The following is an 18,008-nucleotide window of genomic DNA, read 5'->3' as shown; positions in this document are numbered from 1 at the left end:
GCGTCATGACCCAAGCCATCGACCGCCCCCGTATCCGCCTGAAACCCAAAGCCAACGCGCGCGGCCTGCGCCATGGCTTCCCGTGGGTCTATGCCAATGACATTGTCACCGATCGCCGGACCCGAAAAATCCCGGCTGGAGCCCTGGCGGTGCTCGAGGATGAAAAGCGCGCGCCCATTGCGCTGGTCGCGGTAAACCCCGAGTCCAAGATCATGTGCCGCGTGCTGGATCGCGATCTGGATGCGGAACTGAACGCAGAATGGTTCGAAACCCGTCTGCGCCGCGCGTTGGACATGCGCGAGCGCCTGTTCGATGCGCCTTACTATCGCCTGATCCACGCCGAGGCGGACGGTTTTCCCGGTGTGATCATCGACCGGTTTGGGGACGCCTGCGTGATCCAACCCAACGCCGCCTGGGCCGAGGCGCATCTGGACACCCTGACCGATGCTCTGGTCCGCGTTACCGGCGTGACGACGGTGTTGAAAAACGCCTCGGGCCGCACCCGCGGGTTGGAGGGGCTGGATGATGAAAACCAAACCCTGCGTGGCACCGCGCCCGATGCACCGCTGCCAGTGCCGATGAACGGGGCCACTTACATGGCGGACCTGACAGGCGGTCAGAAAACCGGCCTGTTCTACGACCAGCGCCCCAATCATGCATTCGCCGCGCGACTGGTACAGCCGGGTGCGCAGGTGCTGGACGTGTTCAGCCATGTGGGTGGGTTCGGTCTGGCGATGCTGGCCGGAGGGGCGGCGCAAGCCTTGTCCGTTGACGGATCGGCTGCAGCACTTGATCTGGCCGTACAAGGTGCGCAGGCCTCAGGCTGCGCCGACAGCTTCCAAATCCGACAGGGCGATGCCTTTGACGTACTGACCCAGTTGGGCGAAGAAGGCGCGCAGTTCGACGTGGTCATCTGCGATCCACCCGCCTTTGCCCCTTCAAAACAGGCCCTGGATGCGGGACTTCGCGCTTATGAACGTGTGGCCCGACTGGCCGCGCCATTGGTGAAACCCGGCGGTTATCTGGGTCTCTGTTCCTGTTCCCACGCAGCCGATCTTGGCCGTTTCCGCGATGCCTCATCGCGCGGCATTGGCCGGGCAGGGCGGCAGGCACAGCTGATCCACACCGGGTTTGCTGGCCCGGACCACCCACAACTGCCGCAACTGGCGGAAAGCGGTTACCTCAAAGCCGTGTTCTATCGGCTGTGAAGGCGGTTCTGGATACCTGCGTAATCTACCCCACGGTGATGCGAGAGATGCTGCTGGGAGCAGCCAAGCGCGGCCATTTTCAACCCCTCTGGTCGGCCCGCATCCTCGAAGAATGGGCCCGCGCCGCCCGTAAACTTGGCCCGGATGGTGAGGCACAGGCTCGCGCCGAAATCGCCCTGACCCAGGCGCATTGGCCAGACGCAGAACGCGCGGCCCAGCCGGGTATCGAACAACGCCTCTGGTTGCCCGACAGCGCCGATATTCACGTTCTCGCCACGGCCGTTGCGGCCTCGGCAGACGTCATCGTCACCGTCAACGCCAAAGATTTCCCAAGAAATATCCTGTCAGAAGAGGGCCTTGATCGCCGCGACCCGGACAGCCTGCTGCACGGCTTTTGGCAGAATGACCCCGATGGTATGGCCGACACAGCCAATCGCGTTCTGACCGAAGCTAACCGCCTGTCCGGCGACCATTGGACCCTTCGCGCGCTGATGAAAAAGGCGCGCCTGCCACGTTTGGGCAAAGCCCTCACCACATAAACCCGGATCCATCTTCATCTGGCCAGAAATACCTCGAGGAGCCGCCGTGGGAAGTGCCGTTGGTTCGAGCGCCAATGGCGACGGGCTGGCCCCTCGCTGCGCAGCCTATCCGCCCGCGCCCCAACGCTGCTCTAGCGCCTCCAGCGCCGCAATACGCTCATCGGTGTTCGGATGGCTCATCAACCATGCGGGCACAACTCCGGCGCGTTGCTGGGTCAGGCCTTCCAGCTTGTGAAACAGGGATTTCTGCGGCCCGATTCCGATCCCGGCCTTGGTCAGCAGAGCGGCGGCGTATTCATCGGCCTCATACTCATCTCCGCGCGAAAGACGCGAGGCCAGAAGATGCGTCAACATGTTGGCAATCCACGCGCCGATGAAGGGAATGAACCGGTTCAACAGCATCATCAACGCGGCCCGCAACGCATTCTGGCCGGAAAAATCGATCATCCGCCGCCGCGCGTGACCCAGCGCCACATGCCCCAGCTCATGCGCAATCACACTGGCCATTTCCTCGGCCGAGACCTCTCCGTTCCTAAACTTGCGATAAAACCCGCGCGTGATGAATATCCGCCCGTCCGGAGCCGCCAGCCCGTTCACCGGATCGATCTCATAGATATAGACGGGTACCCGGTCGATCTCGAGCGCGGCCGCCAGCCGGTCGGTCATGCGTTTCAGCGCCGGATCGGCCAGTTCGGTCGATTTCGCGTCCAGTTCCCTGTGCGTACGCCACACAGATATCCGGTACATGACGATGGCATAGGCGATGGCCAGCAGGATCGGGGTGAGGCGAAGCATAATACAGATATGGCCTTGCGTTGTGCGATAGGCAAGCCGCGCCCCAAAGCTATGTCAGGTGACCGCTTGGCCCAAGTTCCGTCAACTTGTTCCATTATCATGCAAAAAGGCAAGATTCGCGAAGGTATGTACTTAAAATGAAGAAGTTTATTTACTCTGTCTATAAGTTCGGCCTGCGCGCGCAAGGGCGGTATGGGCTGTTGATGTCCGCAATGCTGATCTGGGCTTTGGTCGCCCGCTTTCCCGAAGCGCATAGTCATGTTCATATGACCGTGCTTTCGGTTCTTGGGCTGGTTGTCGGCGCAATCATGGCAATTGGACGCTTCACCCCCGCGTGGCTGGAAGATCCGAACAATGTGTTGAAAGGCGGCGGCGTCTTCGTTGCCTCTGGACTGGTTACGATACTGTACATTTTGGTCGGGATGATGGCCGTAATACCCTGGCAGATAGAAGAGCCGCTTTCGCGGTCGCTTGCCATGTTGGCCTGCGTGCCGACCCTGGTGTTCGCGAACATCCTGGGTTGGTCTGCGCTCATTTACGGCGCCGTGGGAGGAAAAAGCAGCCCGCCACCAACAATTGAAACCGGTTGGAAGATGCCTGAGACGTCAAAGGAAGAAGTCGACTTGCGCAGCCTTCGACATTCCCGCATGACCCGCTGATCCATCGGGTCAGCGCGTCAGTTCCCGCATCCCCTGTTCCAGCCCGGCCAGCGTCATAGGCACCATGCGGTCTTCGAAAACCTCCTGGATCATGCCGATGGAATGGGTGTAGCCCCAGTATTTCTCGGGCACCGGGTTGATCCACAGGTTTGACGGCCACTGATCCCGCGCACGTTGCAGCCAGACCTGTCCGGCTTCTTTATTCCAGTGCTCGTTAGCGCCGCCGGGATAGGCGATCTCATACGGGCTCATTGAGGCGTCGCCGACAAAGATGCACTTGTAGTCCGAGCCGTAGGTCCGCAGTACCTCATGTGTCGGGGTCTGCTGATCCCAGCGGCGGCGGTTGTCGCGCCAGACGCCTTCATACAGGCAATTGTGGAAGTAGTAATATTCCAGATGCTTGAATTCGGTCCGGGCGGCCGAGAACAGTTCCTCGACCACCTTGATATGCGGGTCCATCGAGCCGCCCACGTCCAGAAACAGCAGCACTTTGACCGCGTTGTGGCGCTCGGGGCGGGTTTTGACGTCCAAATAGCCGTGCTCGGCGGTGGCGCGGATAGTGCCGTCCAGATCCAGTTCCTCGGCCGCACCTTCACGCGCCCAGCGGCGCAGGCGTTTCAGGGCCACCTTGATGTTGCGGGTGCCCAGTTCGACCGTGTCGTCCAGGTTCTTGAATTCGCGTTTGTCCCAGACTTTCACAGCACCCTGATGACGGCTTTCCTTCTGGCCGATACGCACGCCTTCTGGGTTATAACCATAGGCCCCGAACGGAGAGGTCCCGGCAGTGCCGATCCACTTGTTGCCGCCCTGATGGCGGCCTTGCTGGTCTTTCAGACGCTCGCGCAGCGTCTCCATCAGCTTTTCAAAACCGCCAAGCGCCTCAATCTCGGCCTTTTCTTCCTCGGACAGGTGCTTTTCGGCCATCTTGGCCAGCCAATCGGCGGGGATATCGACGGCCTCAAGCACCTGATCAAAGCTGATCTCGTTCAACCCTTCGAAACTGGCGGCAAAGGCACGGTCGAACTTGTCGATGTTGCGCTCGTCCTTCACCATCGAGACGCGGGCGAGATAGTAGAATGCCTCGACATCATAGGTGGCCAGACCCTTTTTCATGCCCTCCAGAAAGGTCAGGTATTCGCGCAAGGATACGGGAATGCCTGCTTTGCGGAGGTTTTCGAAAAAGGGCAGGAACATCGCTTACCCCACAAACCTGACAAGGACCAGCGACAACACCAGCCCGACCAGCGCAAAGGCGATGCCGTACCCGGCAGCGTATTGGGCCACGTCGGCACCGTTGCCATTGCGTTTGCGTGCCGTCAGCGCCCCAAGGATTGCCCCCAGTACCGCCATTCCCAAAACCACAACCATGCGTTATCCGCCCCTGTTTTTGTTGGGGGGTCCTTCCGCAACGTCCTGCATCAGCGACCGGACCACCGTTTCCGAGCCGAAGCCGTAGCGCGCCCATGCCAGACTGTCCAGCCTGACGGAACGTGCCTGCGCGGTCCGGCCTGCCTGATTGAGCGCTTCGGATTTCAGCAACAGCAACGTGGCCAGCTGCGAGGCATTTTCGGCCCGTGTCATCACGTCTATGGCCTTGTCCAGTTCAGGCAGAACCTCGGGGCCTTTGCCTTGCGCCAGCGCATAGGCGGCGGTTTGGGTGGTGATATAGGCCTGATGAACCTCGGTGCCGGGTGTGGCGCGCAGGAACTGCAGGGCGGTCTGGTAGTTGCGCAGCGCCGCCTGTGGGTTGTCGAACTGCTCCATGCGGCCCAACACGTAATAGGGATAGGCGCGGCGGTGGTCGGTCCAGCCTTGCTCCTGCCCGATCCGGGCGGCCAGTTGGGCGTCTCGTTTACGTCTTTGCGTCCCGCGTGTCGGTCGCAGGGATTTCTGGATCGCATTGATCCACTCACGCGGAGTCTCGGAAACCGGTTGCGCGGGCAGGGTGTCTCCGCGCGGGTTCAGGCGGCTGAGAATGCCGGGCAGGGCAGTTTTGACCTGTGCGCGGGTCATGCCGCTGCGCAGTTCGGGCGCATAGGTTGCGCGCAGGATCAGCATGTCGAACCCGGTCAGAACGGTATGGATATTGTCGTCGTTGAACACCGAATCCGGCAGGTGATAGAGGTCGTTCAATGGCCCCAGCGCCTGCGCGATTTCTTCATGCAGGCAGTCGCGTTTTTCCTGCGGGCTGACGTCGTAGGGGATGAACACGCCCAGTCGTTCGCGGCTGCGCAGGCGCGACCAGCTGCTTTTCTGCTTGCGTCGGTCGCGGCGATATTCCTCAAAGCTCGAGGCATTGGGCACCACGAAACAGGCCGCTTGTGGCAGGATGGCATGGATGTCGTCCTGACTGACGGCTTCGACTGTGATATTGGCTGCGCCGTCCGAAATTTGGCGGATGTTGATCCCGGCCTCGTTGCGCAGGCGGTTCAGCAGGCGCGTCAGGTCACGCTGCATCGACGGGGTGGGCGCACCGGTCAGGCGCACGGTGATCGGGGTTTCGAACCGGGTGAACACCGGCAGTTGGGCGCCGCCTTCCAGCGCGAAATGCAGGGACAGGAAGTCAGCCGCAATGTTCGCATTCGACCGGCTTGCCGGCGTCGGGGACGAACGGGTGAAGGCCTTGGCCGGAGGCAGTTTTTCCTCGATGGCCTGAACGCGGGTCGGGACCTCGACCGGCTCTACTGCCGCGCAGCCCGCCAGCGCCAAAGCGGCAAGGATCGCGGCCCATCGCATCACGGGCGCTGATACCTGATGAAAGGGGTCTGCTTACCGATGCGGTCATACAGCTTGCGGGCCGTGTGGTTGAACTCCTGCGTCAGCCAGTAGACGGACGGGGCACCTTGCCGGTCGGCTTCGTCATACACTGCCTGGATCAGGGCACGACCCACGCCGGTGCCGCGCGCTTTGGGGCGGGCAAACAGGTCCTGCAGATAGCAGACGCTTTCCTCCTTCCAGATGTTGCGGTGAAACAGGTAATGGGTCAGTCCCAACAATTGCCCATTTTGTTCCGCGACAAAGCACGAGAAATCATTCGGGTCGTCACCCAGCAGGCGGGCAAAGGTCGACTCGTAGGTCTCATCCGGCACGGCCGTTTCATAAAACGCCAGATAGTCTCGCCACATGTCGGACCATTCAGCGCGGTCTTTGGGCCGCAACGCGCGGATGGTCAGAGTGTCAGCCATTCAGAATGTCCCGTCTTGTTCGGTCATACATAGCCCGGATGCACCGGGCCGCCAGCTGCAATGCTGACAGGCTGCTCTGCTCAAGGCAAGCGGCGATCCCCCACGGGTCTACGGGTTCAGCGTTTTCCCCGCGCCATGAACGCCAGGCGTTCGAACAGATGCACGTCCTGTTCGTTCTTCAGCAGAGCACCGTGCAGCTTGGGCAGGGCATTGGCCCCATCGCGTTTCAGGTCTTCGGATGTCAGATCCTCGGCCAGCAGCAGTTTCAGCCAGTCCAGAACCTCGGAAGTCGAAGGCTTTTTCTTCAGCCCCTGCGTCTCGCGGATTTCATAAAACTGGGTCAGCGCAGTGGTCAGCAGCGCATCCTTGATGCCGGGGTGATGCACCTCGACGATCCGGCGCATGGTCGCCTCGTCCGGGAAGCGGATATAGTGGAAGAAACAGCGGCGCAGGAAGGCGTCGGGCAGTTCTTTTTCGTTGTTCGAGGTGATGATCACGATAGGACGATGCCTGGCCCGGATCGTCTCACCGGTCTCGTAGACGTGGAACTCCATCTTATCGAGTTCCTGCAGCAGGTCGTTGGGAAACTCGATATCGGCCTTGTCGATCTCATCAATCAGCAGAACGACCTTTTCGTCGGTCTCGAACGCCTGCCACAGCTTGCCCTTGCGGATATAGTTCGACACGTCATGCACGCGCTCGTCGCCTAGTTGGCTGTCGCGCAGGCGGCTGACGGCGTCATATTCATACAGGCCCTGCTGGGCACGGGTGGTGGATTTCACGTTCCACTCGATCATCGTCAGCCCCAGCGCGCCGGCCACCTGTTTGGCCAGTTCGGTCTTGCCAGTGCCCGGCTCGCCCTTGACCAGCAGCGGACGTTCCAGCGTCACGGCAGCGTTTACCGCAATGGTCAGGTCATCGGTGGCAACATATTCTGCGGTGCCTTGGAAACGTGCGGTCATGGGCCCCTCGTGTGGTTTCGCGCAATCTGTGGTGTTCGGGTTACAGAGAGGCGGAGATTTTGACAAGCGGGCCGCGGCGTCCGGCACCGCAAATTTCGCTGCGACTTCAATCTCTTTGGCGTGATTCGACCGAAATCGAATGATCCTTTGGTTGTGGTTCGCCGCAAAATCGCCCAATGTTTTCCGCAGAAAAACAAGGTTTTGTTGTTATATGTCTCATATTTAGACAAGTCCGGAACGTGACGTATCAAGACGACGTTTGTGTAGTGACATTCTAACGCGCGTCGGATACACGCTCCGCAGAAGGGAGAGCCAAATGTCAGGTGAAACAACAGCAACCGACGTTTCTGGCCATACCGAGGGAGCAAAGATGAAGCAGGAAGTTTTTCTGCCGGAGGATTACCGTCCGGCCGAAGATGAGCCTTTCATGAATGACCGTCAGCTTGAGTATTTCCGTCGCAAGCTGCTGGATTGGAAGAATGAACTTTTGGCGGGCAGCCGCGACACGATTGAAGGGCTGCAGGACAACACCCGTAACATTCCGGACGTTGCTGACCGCGCGAGCGAAGAGACCGATCGCGCGCTGGAGCTGCGCACCCGCGACCGTCAGCGCAAGCTGGTGGCCAAGATCGACTCGGCCCTGCGCCGCATCGACGAGGGTGAGTACGGCTATTGCGAGATGACGGGCGACCCGATCTCGCTGAAGCGTCTGGATGCGCGTCCGATCGCCACAATGACGCTTGAGGCGCAGGAGCGCCACGAGCGCCGCGAGAAGGTTCACCGCGACGATTGATCGCTGGGAAATTCGGGAAAACACCAACGCCGGGGCCTGTCGCTCCGGCGTTTTTGCGTTAAGGCGGTGCCATGAATATCGAAGGTCTGAATTTCAGTGTCATCGGCGGCGGCATCGGGGGGCTGGCAGCAGCGCTGGCGCTGCGGCAACGCGGGGCGCAGGTTACGGTACTAGAGCAGGCTCTGGCCCTGACCGAGGTCGGCGCTGGACTGCAGATCAGCGCCAACGGCATTGCGGTTCTGCGGGCTCTTGGTGTGATTGGGAAGGTGCCCGAGGATGGGCAGCTTTCCCACGGAACGATACTGCGCGATTACCGTAAGGGCCGTGTGATTAGCCGGGTTCCCACACCCGCTGCCGGTCCGACCTATTACTATCACCGTGCCGATCTTCTGGACCTGTTGCAACGGGCGGCGCGGGATGCAGGTGTCGATATCCGGCTGGATGCGCGGGTGACGAAGGTAGTCAAACACCCAAGCGAGGCCGAGGTCGTACTGGACGGCGGTGAGCGACGACGCTCGGATTGCGTCATTGCCGCAGACGGAGGGCGCAGCGAGATCCGGCCGATCCTGAACGGCACCGAGACACCTCAGTTCACCCATCAGATCGCATGGCGCGCAACGATCCCCTGGTCGCAGCGCGAAGAGATTCCCGGCGCGTCGCTGACCATGGGGCCGGGCCGTCATGTGGTCACTTATCCGCTGCGTGACCAACGTCTGATGAATGTGGTTGCGATTGAAGAGCGTTCGGATTGGCAGGAGGAAGGCTGGCGTCTGCAAGGCGACCCGGACGATCTGCGCGCGCGCTTTGCCGATTTCGGCGGTCCGGTGCGCGATATTCTAGCCGAAGTGACCGAGACCCACCTCTGGGCCCTGTTTCTGCGCCCGGTTGCGAAAAGCTGGCAAAACGGGCGCTTGGCTTTGCTAGGTGATGCCGCGCATCCCACGCTGCCTTTCATGGCGCAGGGCGCATGTCTGGCGCTGGAGGATGCGTGGATTCTGGCCCGTGCCTTCGAAAACCAATCAGGTGTGAAACAAGCCCTTGCCGCCTACGAAACTCAGCGCCGCCCCAGGGCGAAACAAGTGGTTGCCGCCGCCGGAGCCAATGCCCGCAACTTCCACCTGCGCGGTCCCATGCGACTGGCGGCGCAGATGGCGCTGATGGCCGTCGGAGCGCAACTGTCAAAGAAATACGAGTGGATCTACAGCTACGACGCGACGACGTGACCGGTCACAGGTCGAGATCGACCCAGACCGGCACGTGATCCGAAGGCTTCTCGTGCCCGCGCACCGCTGAATCAATCTGGCAGTCGCGCATCAGGTCAGCGGCTTGCGGCGTCAGTAGAAAATGATCGATGCGGATGCCGTCATTCTTGTTCCATGCTCCGGCCTGATAGTCCCAGAAGGAATAGTGCCCCGGACCCTGCGTGCGCGCGCGAAAGGCTTCGGTGAACCCGAGGTTCAAGATCTTGCGAAATGCGGCCCTGCTTTCGGGTCGGAATAGGGCGTCTTCGCGCCAGGCATCCGGGCGGGCCGCATCCTCGGCTTGTGGGATGATGTTGTAGTCACCCGCCATCAATGCCACTTCTTCGCTTGCCATCAAGTCACGCGCGCGGCGATACAAGCGCTCCATCCAGGCCAGTTTGTAATCGTATTTTGGTCCGGGCGCCGGGTTGCCGTTCGGTAGGTACAGCCCGCAAATGCGCAGCGCCTGTTTGCCAATCACCGTGGCCTCAATCCAGCGCGCCTGTTCGTCCTCGTCGTCGCCGGGCAAGCCTCGGGATACGTCCTCCAGCGGTAGCTTGGACAATATCGCCACACCGTTGAAGCTCTTCTGTCCGTGCGTTTCGACGTTATAACCCCGCTCTTCGAACATCTCGCGGGGGAAGTTTTCATCGACTGACTTGATCTCTTGCAAAAGCACGATGTCCGGCTGCGTCTCGTCCAGCCATCGGGGTAGGGCCTCGGCCCGCGCTTTGATGCCGTTGATGTTGAACGTGGCGATTTTCATGCGCGATCCTCCGGTGGCTTAAGGCAACCTATCGCCCAGAACTAGCCCAACGGCAAGGTGGATGACTGGGTTGCGAGGCTCTGCCTCGCGCTCCGGGATATTTTTGGCCAGATGAAGAAACGGATCATTAACCAATTTGGTAAAAAATAATCGTGCGGTACAGGCGGGGACGCCGATGACCGCGCCAGGTGAAGCTCTCCGTCGGATGGTCGGAGAGCGGATCCCTGCTTCATCTGGCTAAAAATATCCTGGGGGTGTGCGGGCAAAGCCCCCACCGATGACTACATCGAAAAAGATGTACCGCAGCCGCAGGAAGAGGTGGCGTTGGGGTTTTCGATCACAAAGCGCGCGCCGATCAGTTCCTGAGTGAAGTCGATCACCGCGTTTTCCAGAAACGGCAGGGAAATGGAATCCACGATGACTTTCTGACCCTTGCCTTCCAGCACAAGATCGTCTTCTTTTGGCTCGTCCAGTGCGATTTCGTATTGAAAACCGGAACATCCGCCGCCCTCTACCGCAATGCGCAGGGCTTGTCCCTGATCTGCGGCACCGATCTCGGCCAGGCGATCAAAGGCGCGTTCTGTCACTGTTGGGGGCAGATTCATGCCGGACTCCAAAGGTTTATTTCCTTACCGCAGTACAATATATGAAACCTAAGGACAGGCGACAAGGACAAGACCTTTGGACAGAGCGGGTTTTGCCTCGGACCCAGGCCGCGCAAGAGGGCGGCTTGTGCCGGAGGAGGAGAGCAGTTTTCGGTCATGCTTTCAGCGTGATCGCGACCGTATCATTCATGCCAGCGCGTTTCGGCGGCTAAAACACAAGACGCAAGTGTTTGTTGAGCATGAGGGTGACAGCTATCGCACCCGTTTGACTCATTCCATCGAAGTGGCACAGGTCGCGCGCACGATTTCTGGGGCCTTGGGCCTGAACCCGGAACTGACCGAGGCGGTGGCGCTGGCCCATGATCTTGGACACACACCGTTTGGCCATACTGGAGAAGACGCTTTGCATGCGTTGATGGAGCCTTATGGCGGCTTCGACCACAACGCGCAGGCCATTCGGATTGTCACCAAGCTGGAACGCCACTACGCCGAGTTTGACGGCTGTAACCTGACATGGGAATGCCTTGAGGGCATTGCCAAGCATAACGGGCCGGTCGAAGGGGAACTGCCTTGGGCTCTGGCCGAATGCAACGAAGGTTTCGATCTGGAATTGCACACCCATGCCAGTGCCGAGGCGCAAGTAGCCGCGCTCTCGGACGACATTGCCTACAACAACCACGATCTGTTGGACGGCCTGCGGGCCAATCTGTTCACGGACGACGAAATCCAGCAATTGCCGATCGTGGGCGACTGCTATGCAGAGGTTGACCGCAAATACCCCGGTCTCGACCCCTATCGCCGCCGACATGAGGCGCTGCGGCGGGTGTTTGGGGTCATGGTGTCCGATGTGATCGACACGTCGCGCAGGCTGATCGCCGCGTCAGGGGCGCAGACGGTCGAGGAGATCCGGCACCTGGGCTATCCGGTGGTTCAGTTCTCAAACGGGCTGTGGACCCAACTCAAGGAAATTCGCGCATTCCTGTTCACACGGATGTACCGGGCACCCAGCGTGATGGAGGTGCGCGCCGAGGTCAGCGCGGTGGTTCAGGAGTTGTTTCCGATATATCTCAGCGATCCCAAACAGATGCCTGCGCGCTGGCACCGGGATATCGAGGCGGCAGAGGACGAAACGGCGCTGGCCCGGATCGTGTCGGACTATATCGCCGGGATGACGGACCGGTTCGCCCTGCAGGACCACAAAAGACTGACGGGCGGGTAGTTATTCGACCCCGATATAGGCCAGTGCCCACACTTGTTGCCCGGCCTGTTTCTGCGCCAGTTCCGCATCGTCGGTTGGGGGGAAGACGATCATGGTTGGGCCATAGCCACCAATCCCCATCGGAGCACCATCCGCATGGGTTGCAACAATCGGTTGATGCGCGGTGACGCTCTCCCATTGGATTTCCGACTGATAGCCGTCCAGCGCCATGGGCTTTGCGGTTTTTCCCGCTGCACCCGCCATCGTCATCACGTCCGACAGCAGCGGGCCTGAAAACGCGATGTCGCGCTGGTTGCCTTCAGGGCCGTAGGTGATCGTGATCTCGACCTGTTCCAGACCATCCAGCAGGGCGGCGTCAAACCCGGCGGCCCCGTCGTGCTGAACCTCAAGATACCCCAAAAGGCCGCCGTCATTCTCACCCCGGGCCGGCAGGTTGGTCTCGGTGACCGCTCCACCGAGCGTCAACAGAACATGGCCCTGAGGCGCAGGCATCTCGGCCCAGACCGGCAGCGATGTGGTCAGGGCGATGGCAAGGGGCAGGGCTAGGCGCATGAAACGGTCTCCGGGTTGGGGATTTTCTGTGACCTTAGCCCCGTTTACGGTTAATCCAAGCGGAAACTGATCGCTTGCATTGACCTTGCCGCTTTGCGTGGTAAACCGCCGGGCAAGCAAAAGGACACCCGAAATGAACCTGTTTTCCGAGATCCGCGGCCTTGTACTGGACGCGCTGGCACAGATGCAGTCCGAAGGCGCGCTGCCCGAGGGGCTGAGCTTTGACAACGTGGCGGTCGAACCGCCGCGCGACGCCGCCCATGGCGACATGGCGACAAACGCGGCGATGGTGCTGGCGAAACCGGCCAAGATGAAGCCGCGCGACATCGCCGATGTGCTGGCGGGCAAACTGGCGGCGGATGACCGGATCACCAGTGCCGAGGTGGCCGGACCGGGGTTCCTGAACCTGCGGTTGGCACCATCGGTCTGGCAGGGTGTTCTGGCGGCGGTGCTGGAGAAGGGCACCGACTATGGCCGCTCGACCATGGGTCATGGCCAGAAGGTTAATGTGGAATATGTCTCGGCCAACCCCACTGGCCCGCTGCATGTCGGCCATACGCGGGGCGCTGTGTTCGGGGATGCCCTGGCGAGCTTGCTGGCCTATTCCGGCCATGACGTGACCCGCGAGTATTACATCAACGACGGTGGCGCGCAGGTGGATGTGCTGGCGCGTTCGTCCTATGAGCGGTATCGCGAGGCCAATGGCCTCAGCCCCGAGATTGCCGAGGGTCTGTATCCTGGCGACTACCTGATCCCGATCGGTGAGGCGCTGAAAGAGAAATATGGCGACAGCCTGATCGACAAGCCGGAAAGCGAATGGCTTGAGGATCTGCGCAACTTTGCCACCGAGGCAATGATGGACCTGATCCGGGCCGACCTGAAGGCGCTGGGCGTTGAGATGGATGTGTTTTTCTCTGAGAAATCGCTCTATGGCACCGGCCGGATTGAGGCAGCGCTGGAGTCGCTGACTGAGAAGGGCCTGATCTACGAAGGCGTGCTGGAGCCGCCAAAGGGCAAGAAGCCCGAAGATTGGGAGCCGCGCGAGCAGACCCTGTTCAAATCCACCGAGCACGGCGACGACGTCGATCGCCCGGTCAAGAAATCGGACGGCAGCTGGACCTATTTCGCCCCGGATATCGCCTATCACTATGACAAGGTAACCCGTGGCTTTGACGCGCTGATCGACGTGTTCGGCGCGGACCACGGGGGTTATGTCAAACGGATGAAGGCGGCTGTGTCGGCGCTGTCCGATGGCAAGGTGCCGCTGGATATCAAGCTGACGCAGCTGGTGAAGCTGTGGAAAAACGGCGAGCCGTTCAAGATGTCCAAGCGGGCAGGGAACTTTGTCACCCTGCGCGATGTGGTCGATCAGGTTGGGCCGGACGTCACCCGTTTCGTGATGCTCACCCGCAAGAACGACGCGCCGTTGGACTTTGACTTCGACAAGGTGCTGGAGCAAAGCCGCGAGAACCCCGTGTTCTACGTGCAATACGCCCATGCCCGCGTGATGAGCGTGCTGCGCCGCGCAGCCGAGGCTGGGATTGCAGCCGATGATGCGACCCTCGGCGGGGCGGATCTGAGCAAGAACGACCATGCCTCGGAACTGACCGTGGCCAAGAAGCTGGCCGAATGGCCGCGTCTGGTTGAAATCGCCGCGCGCACCAACGAGCCGCACCGCGTTGCCTTCTACCTGTATGAGCTTGCGGGGGACTTCCACGCGCTGTGGAACAAGGGCAACGATGAAACCCAACTGCGGTTCATCCAGGATGGCGATGTTGCCACAAGCCAGTCAAAAATCGCATTGGCCCGGGCTGTTTCTGTTGTGATTTCAGCGGGCTTGGGTATTCTTGGCGTCACTCCGGCGCAGGAGATGCGGTAACAAACACCGCCCGACGCACCGGTACGAGGTAGGCAAGAAATGACCCGCGCGCCACGTTTTAAGGCGCTATCGGGCGGTGAGGCGGACATGGCACGTTACGATTACTCGGGGCAGATGCGCCCCGAGCAGATGCATTACACGAATCAACCGCATCCTAAGGATGGGTACGAGTATTCCGACGACATGCACGGATATGAAGAGGTTCCGCGCGCAGCGGGGTTGAGCCGTATCGTCAACGCGATGGGCGCGGTCGCCTCTCTCGCTCTGGTCGCCGGGATCGGCGTCTGGGGTTACAAGCTGGTGATGCGCGATGTTTCCGGTGTACCGGTCGTAAGAGCTATCGAAGGGCCGATGCGCATTCAGCCCGAAAACCCCGGCGGAACACCCGCGGATCATCAGGGTCTGGCTGTCAATGCCGTTGCTGCGGTGGGAACCGCCGCACCGCCTGCGGACCGCCTGATCCTTGCCCCGCGTCCGGTATCGCTGACCGACGAGGACACGCCGGTTGAGCCGCTGAAACCCACTCCGGCCGTGCATGTGGTTCAGGAAGAGATTTCCAATCAAGAAGCCGCCGAACTGCGTCAGGGTACGGTGGACGCATTGGTTTCGGAGCTGGCTGGGGACGCAGCCCGGATTGACGAACCGGCGGAAGAGGGCGTGCAACTGGCTGCCCTGTCTTTGCCGGAAGAAGAACCTGCAATCGACCCCGCTGATCTGGCCGCGCAACAGCCCGACCCGGAACTGGCAGCATTGCCAGGGGTTCGCAGGTCCTTGCGCCCGGTGACCCGCCCAGCCCGCGCAACACCCAACCGCATCACCTCGAACAGCAGCACCGAAGACGCAATCAACGCTGCTGTCAAAGCTGCTGTCGGCGTAGATATTGATCCTGACACCCTGTCCAAGGGCACCCGGATGGCGCAGCTTGGGGCTTATGAAAGCTCGGATGTGGCGCGTGCGGAATGGGATCGTTTGAATAATCGATTTGGCGATTATATGGATGGAAAACAGCGCGTTATCCAGAAAACTTCACGTGGGGGCCGCACGTTCTATCGACTGCGTGTGTTGGGGTTCGATGACCTGAGCGACTCACGCCAATTCTGTGCTGCGCTTGAGGCGAGTGGTGCCGATTGCATTCCGGTGGCCGCTCGGTGAGTTTTGGTGCGGCCATCACCGACGCCGAAGGCCTACGCCTGACGCCACAGGAAAAGAAACTGTTTCGCGAGATGAACCCGTTTGGGTTCATTTTGTTTGCGCGCAATATCGACACCGCCGATCAGGTCCGCGCCCTGTGCGATGACTTCCGCGAGGCCGTGGGTCGCAATTGCCCCATCACAATCGATCAGGAGGGCGGTCGGGTCCAGCGCCTGCGCGCGCCTCTCGCCCGCGATTGGTTGCCGCCACTGGATCATACCGCACGGGCCGGCGATCAGGCCGAACGGGCGATGTATCTGCGTTATCGTCTGATCGCCGATGAGTTGTTCGGGCTGGGCATCGACAGCAACTGCGCACCGATGGTCGATCTGGCGCGGGACAATACGCACGCGTTTCTGAAAAACCGCTGCTATGGTTCTGACCCCAAACAGGTTTCGCGGCTGGGAAAGGCCGTCGCCAGGGGCCATCTGGATGGCGGCGTTTTGCCCGTTATCAAGCATATGCCGGGTCATGGCCTGTCCACGCTCGACAGCCACCATGATCTGCCACATGTGGATCTGACACAGAACGCGCTGGAACAGGCTGATTTCGTCCCGTTTCGTGCATTGAATGACCTGCCGATGGGGATGACCGCGCATCTGGTCTATGACCGGATCGACCCGAAACCGGCAACGATTTCGCCCACCATGATTGGCCTGATCCGCGACAAGATCGGGTTCGACGGGCTGATCATGACCGATGACATCTCGATGAAGGCCCTCAGCGGCGCGGCTGAGGATATCGCGCGTCAGGCGCTGGATGCCGGGTGTGATGTGGTTCTGCATTGCAACGGCACGTTTGACGCCCGCGCCAAGGTGCTGGAGGCCGCCGGAGAAATGACGGAACAGGCCGGGAAGCGCGCAGAAAAGGCGCTGGCAATGCGGCAAAAGCCTGTGGAACTTGACATCCAGGCCGCCGAGGCGGAACTATCTGCCCTAATGGGCGGGCAGGTATATGAACGATAATCTTTTCAGCGAAGACCCGGTCTCGGTCGCGGATCGTCTTGCGGCCGAAGCCCTGATCGTTGACGTCGACGGCTTCGAAGGCCCGCTGGACGTGCTGCTGACCCTGTCGCGTACGCAAAAGGTCGACCTGCGGAAAATCTCGGTACTGGCGCTGGCACAGCAATATCTGGCCTTCGTGGAAAAGGCCCGTGCACTGCGGATCGAGCTGGCGGCCGACTATCTGGTGATGGCCGCCTGGCTCGCCTTTCTGAAATCCCGCCTGCTGCTGCCGCCCGACCCGGATGACGAAGGACCATCGGGCGAAGAACTGGCCGCGCATCTGGCGTTCCAGCTGGAGCGCCTGCAGGCCATGCGCGACTCCGCGGCCCGCCTGATGGCACGTGACCAGCTGGGCCGTGATTTCTTTAAACGGGGGCAGGGCGAGGATATCACCCGCATCCGGACCGTCACCTATTCCGCCACGCTACTGGACCTGATGCAGGGGTATGCGCGCATTCGCACCCGCGACGAATTCCGCCCCTTTGTCATGGACCGCGACGCCGTGTTCACGATGGAACAGGCGCTGGAGCGGATGCGGCCGCTGATCGGATTCGCGGGCACCTGGACCGATATGGAGACCTATCTGCCCGACGGCTGGGATGCCGACCCGGTACGGCGCAGGTCGGCCACGGCGGCGACCTTTGCGGCCTCATTGGAGTTGGTGAAAGAAGGACATATGGAGATCAAGCAAAGCGAAACCTTTGCTCCGATCCATCTGCGCAAGAGGACTGACACTCGTGACTGACGCCCCCGAAGACGAAGGCACCGGCACCCTGTTCGAAGCACCGCCCATTGCGGAACAGGAACGGATGGTCGAAGCCGTGCTGTTCGCCAGTGCCGAGCCGGTGACGATTGCTGACCTTGAGGCACGGATGCCCCATGGCAGCGATGCGGCGCAAGCGGTTGAAATGCTTCAGAAACGCTATGAAGGCCGTGGTGTTCGCGTGGTCCGCGTCGGCGAGGCCTGGGCCATTCGTACCGCCCCCGATCTGGGTTTCCTGATGCAGAAGGAAACGGTCGAGACCCGCAAGCTCAGCCGGGCTGCCATCGAAACACTGGCCATCGTGGCTTATCACCAGCCCTGCACGCGGGCAGAGATCGAGGAAATCCGTGGGGTCTCGGTCTCACGCGGGACCATTGATCAGCTGCTGGAGATGGAGTGGATACGTCTGGGCCGCCGTCGTATGACACCCGGCCGTCCGGTGACCTTTGTGGTGACACCGCAATTCCTTGACCATTTCGGGCTCGAGAACGCACGTGACCTGCCGGGCCTCAAGGAACTGCGCGCGGCCGGGTTGCTTGAGAACAGGCCGCCACCGGGCACGATCCCTCTGGGTGAGGGACGAGAGGACGTGGAAGATGAAGATCAGACCGAACTGTTCGAGGAAGAGTGATCGGACGGCCCTTTTG

20 protein-coding genes are annotated in these 18,008 nt (G+C 60.9%); 11 read left to right on the top strand and 9 right to left on the bottom strand.

The genetic code is table 11. The annotated features are described in order from the left end of the window. Nucleotides 1-5 precede the first annotated feature (5 nt). Together GOX88_RS04350 and GOX88_RS04345 are read left to right on the top strand one after the other, a co-directional pair. Nucleotides 6-1,208, top strand: a complete 1,203-nt coding sequence (locus tag GOX88_RS04350) for an RSP_2647 family RNA methyltransferase (protein ID WP_170399642.1) — start codon at nt 6-8, stop codon at nt 1,206-1,208. Next, nucleotides 1,205-1,747, top strand: a complete 543-nt coding sequence (locus GOX88_RS04345; protein ID WP_170399639.1) for an RSP_2648 family PIN domain-containing protein — start codon at nt 1,205-1,207, stop codon at nt 1,745-1,747. Before GOX88_RS04350 ends, GOX88_RS04345 begins: the two co-directional genes overlap by 4 nt. A gap of 105 nt (nt 1,748-1,852) precedes the next feature. Here GOX88_RS04345 and GOX88_RS04340 read toward each other — a convergent pair whose 3' ends face one another. Beyond that, a complete protein-coding gene (locus GOX88_RS04340) occupies nt 1,853-2,542 on the bottom strand; it encodes a M48 family metallopeptidase (protein WP_170399636.1) in 690 nt (229 codons plus the stop codon). A gap of 137 nt (nt 2,543-2,679) precedes the next feature. Here GOX88_RS04340 and GOX88_RS04335 point away from each other — a divergent pair, with 137 nt between their 5' ends. Next, the gene (locus GOX88_RS04335; protein WP_170399633.1) at nt 2,680-3,201 is read left to right on the top strand and encodes a hypothetical protein; all 522 of its coding nucleotides are present in this window, start codon (nt 2,680-2,682) and stop codon (nt 3,199-3,201) included. Between the two features lie 9 nt (nt 3,202-3,210). Here the strand turns inward: GOX88_RS04335 and GOX88_RS04330 are convergent, their stop codons facing one another. From GOX88_RS04330 to GOX88_RS04310, 5 genes are all read right to left on the bottom strand, one after another. Further along, nucleotides 3,211-4,395 carry a vWA domain-containing protein gene (locus GOX88_RS04330; RefSeq protein ID WP_170399631.1) on the bottom strand — a complete coding sequence of 395 codons (1,185 nt, stop codon included), beginning with the start codon at nt 4,393-4,395 and terminating at the stop codon, nt 3,211-3,213. Between the two features lie 3 nt (nt 4,396-4,398). After that, nucleotides 4,399-4,569: a hypothetical protein gene (locus GOX88_RS04325; RefSeq protein ID WP_170399628.1), complete on the bottom strand. Its 171-nt coding sequence runs from the start codon at nt 4,567-4,569 to the stop codon at nt 4,399-4,401. Between the two features lie 3 nt (nt 4,570-4,572). Continuing rightward, complete coding sequence (locus GOX88_RS04320) at nt 4,573-5,937, bottom strand: DUF2927 domain-containing protein (protein ID WP_170400251.1); 1,365 nt, start codon at nt 5,935-5,937, stop codon at nt 4,573-4,575. After that, nucleotides 5,937-6,386: a GNAT family N-acetyltransferase gene (locus GOX88_RS04315; protein ID WP_170399625.1), complete on the bottom strand. Its 450-nt coding sequence runs from the start codon at nt 6,384-6,386 to the stop codon at nt 5,937-5,939. The genes GOX88_RS04320 and GOX88_RS04315 overlap by 1 nt, the downstream gene beginning before the upstream one ends. Nucleotides 6,387-6,502: 116 nt before the next feature. Next, complete coding sequence (locus tag GOX88_RS04310; RefSeq protein ID WP_170399622.1) at nt 6,503-7,348, bottom strand: AAA family ATPase; 846 nt, start codon at nt 7,346-7,348, stop codon at nt 6,503-6,505. Between the two features lie 370 nt (nt 7,349-7,718). Between GOX88_RS04310 and dksA the strand changes: the two genes are divergently transcribed. Both dksA and GOX88_RS04300 read left to right on the top strand, forming a co-directional pair. Beyond that, the gene (gene dksA, locus GOX88_RS04305) at nt 7,719-8,141 is read left to right on the top strand and encodes an RNA polymerase-binding protein DksA (protein WP_039531267.1); all 423 of its coding nucleotides are present in this window, start codon (nt 7,719-7,721) and stop codon (nt 8,139-8,141) included. A 71-nt stretch (nt 8,142-8,212) separates the two neighbouring features. After that, nucleotides 8,213-9,364 (top strand): FAD-dependent monooxygenase, encoded by a 1,152-nt coding sequence (locus tag GOX88_RS04300; RefSeq protein WP_170399619.1) that lies wholly within the window; start codon nt 8,213-8,215, stop codon nt 9,362-9,364. Nucleotides 9,365-9,368: 4 nt separating this feature from the next. Here the strand turns inward: GOX88_RS04300 and xth are convergent, their stop codons facing one another. Both xth and GOX88_RS04290 read right to left on the bottom strand, forming a co-directional pair. Beyond that, nucleotides 9,369-10,148: an exodeoxyribonuclease III gene (gene xth / locus GOX88_RS04295; RefSeq protein WP_170399616.1), complete on the bottom strand. Its 780-nt coding sequence runs from the start codon at nt 10,146-10,148 to the stop codon at nt 9,369-9,371. Between the two features lie 281 nt (nt 10,149-10,429). After that, nucleotides 10,430-10,753, bottom strand: coding sequence for a HesB/IscA family protein (locus GOX88_RS04290; RefSeq protein ID WP_170399613.1), 324 nt, complete (start codon nt 10,751-10,753; stop codon nt 10,430-10,432). A 76-nt stretch (nt 10,754-10,829) separates the two neighbouring features. Here GOX88_RS04290 and GOX88_RS04285 point away from each other — a divergent pair, with 76 nt between their 5' ends. Further along, nucleotides 10,830-11,972, top strand: coding sequence for a deoxyguanosinetriphosphate triphosphohydrolase (locus GOX88_RS04285; RefSeq protein ID WP_170399610.1), 1,143 nt, complete (start codon nt 10,830-10,832; stop codon nt 11,970-11,972). Here GOX88_RS04285 and GOX88_RS04280 read toward each other — a convergent pair whose 3' ends face one another. Continuing rightward, on the bottom strand, nt 11,973-12,524 hold the full coding sequence (locus GOX88_RS04280; protein ID WP_170399607.1) for a hypothetical protein: 552 nt from the start codon (nt 12,522-12,524) through the stop codon (nt 11,973-11,975). A 133-nt stretch (nt 12,525-12,657) separates the two neighbouring features. Between GOX88_RS04280 and argS the strand changes: the two genes are divergently transcribed. Genes argS through scpB form a run of 5 tightly spaced genes read left to right on the top strand, consistent with a single transcriptional unit; the run spans nt 12,658 to nt 17,992 of the window. Further along, nucleotides 12,658-14,403 (top strand): arginine--tRNA ligase, encoded by a 1,746-nt coding sequence (gene argS, locus GOX88_RS04275; RefSeq protein ID WP_170399604.1) that lies wholly within the window; start codon nt 12,658-12,660, stop codon nt 14,401-14,403. A 39-nt stretch (nt 14,404-14,442) separates the two neighbouring features. Continuing rightward, the gene (locus GOX88_RS04270; protein WP_254443272.1) at nt 14,443-15,555 is read left to right on the top strand and encodes an SPOR domain-containing protein; all 1,113 of its coding nucleotides are present in this window, start codon (nt 14,443-14,445) and stop codon (nt 15,553-15,555) included. Then, nucleotides 15,552-16,559: a beta-N-acetylhexosaminidase gene (gene nagZ, locus GOX88_RS04265; protein ID WP_170399601.1), complete on the top strand. Its 1,008-nt coding sequence runs from the start codon at nt 15,552-15,554 to the stop codon at nt 16,557-16,559. The genes GOX88_RS04270 and nagZ overlap by 4 nt, the downstream gene beginning before the upstream one ends. After that, nucleotides 16,549-17,343 carry a segregation and condensation protein A gene (locus GOX88_RS04260; RefSeq protein WP_170325216.1) on the top strand — a complete coding sequence of 265 codons (795 nt, stop codon included), beginning with the start codon at nt 16,549-16,551 and terminating at the stop codon, nt 17,341-17,343. The genes nagZ and GOX88_RS04260 overlap by 11 nt, the downstream gene beginning before the upstream one ends. After that, nucleotides 17,336-17,992, top strand: a complete 657-nt coding sequence (scpB, locus tag GOX88_RS04255; RefSeq protein ID WP_170399598.1) for an SMC-Scp complex subunit ScpB — start codon at nt 17,336-17,338, stop codon at nt 17,990-17,992. Before GOX88_RS04260 ends, scpB begins: the two co-directional genes overlap by 8 nt. Nucleotides 17,993-18,008 lie beyond the last annotated feature (16 nt).

Origin of the sequence: Ruegeria arenilitoris (assembly GCF_013030985.1) — a bacterium.
Lineage (GTDB): Bacteria > Pseudomonadota > Alphaproteobacteria > Rhodobacterales > Rhodobacteraceae > Ruegeria > Ruegeria arenilitoris_B.
The sequence above is the reverse complement of the archived record's forward strand: the minus strand, read 5'-3'. Positions and strand labels throughout refer to the sequence as shown.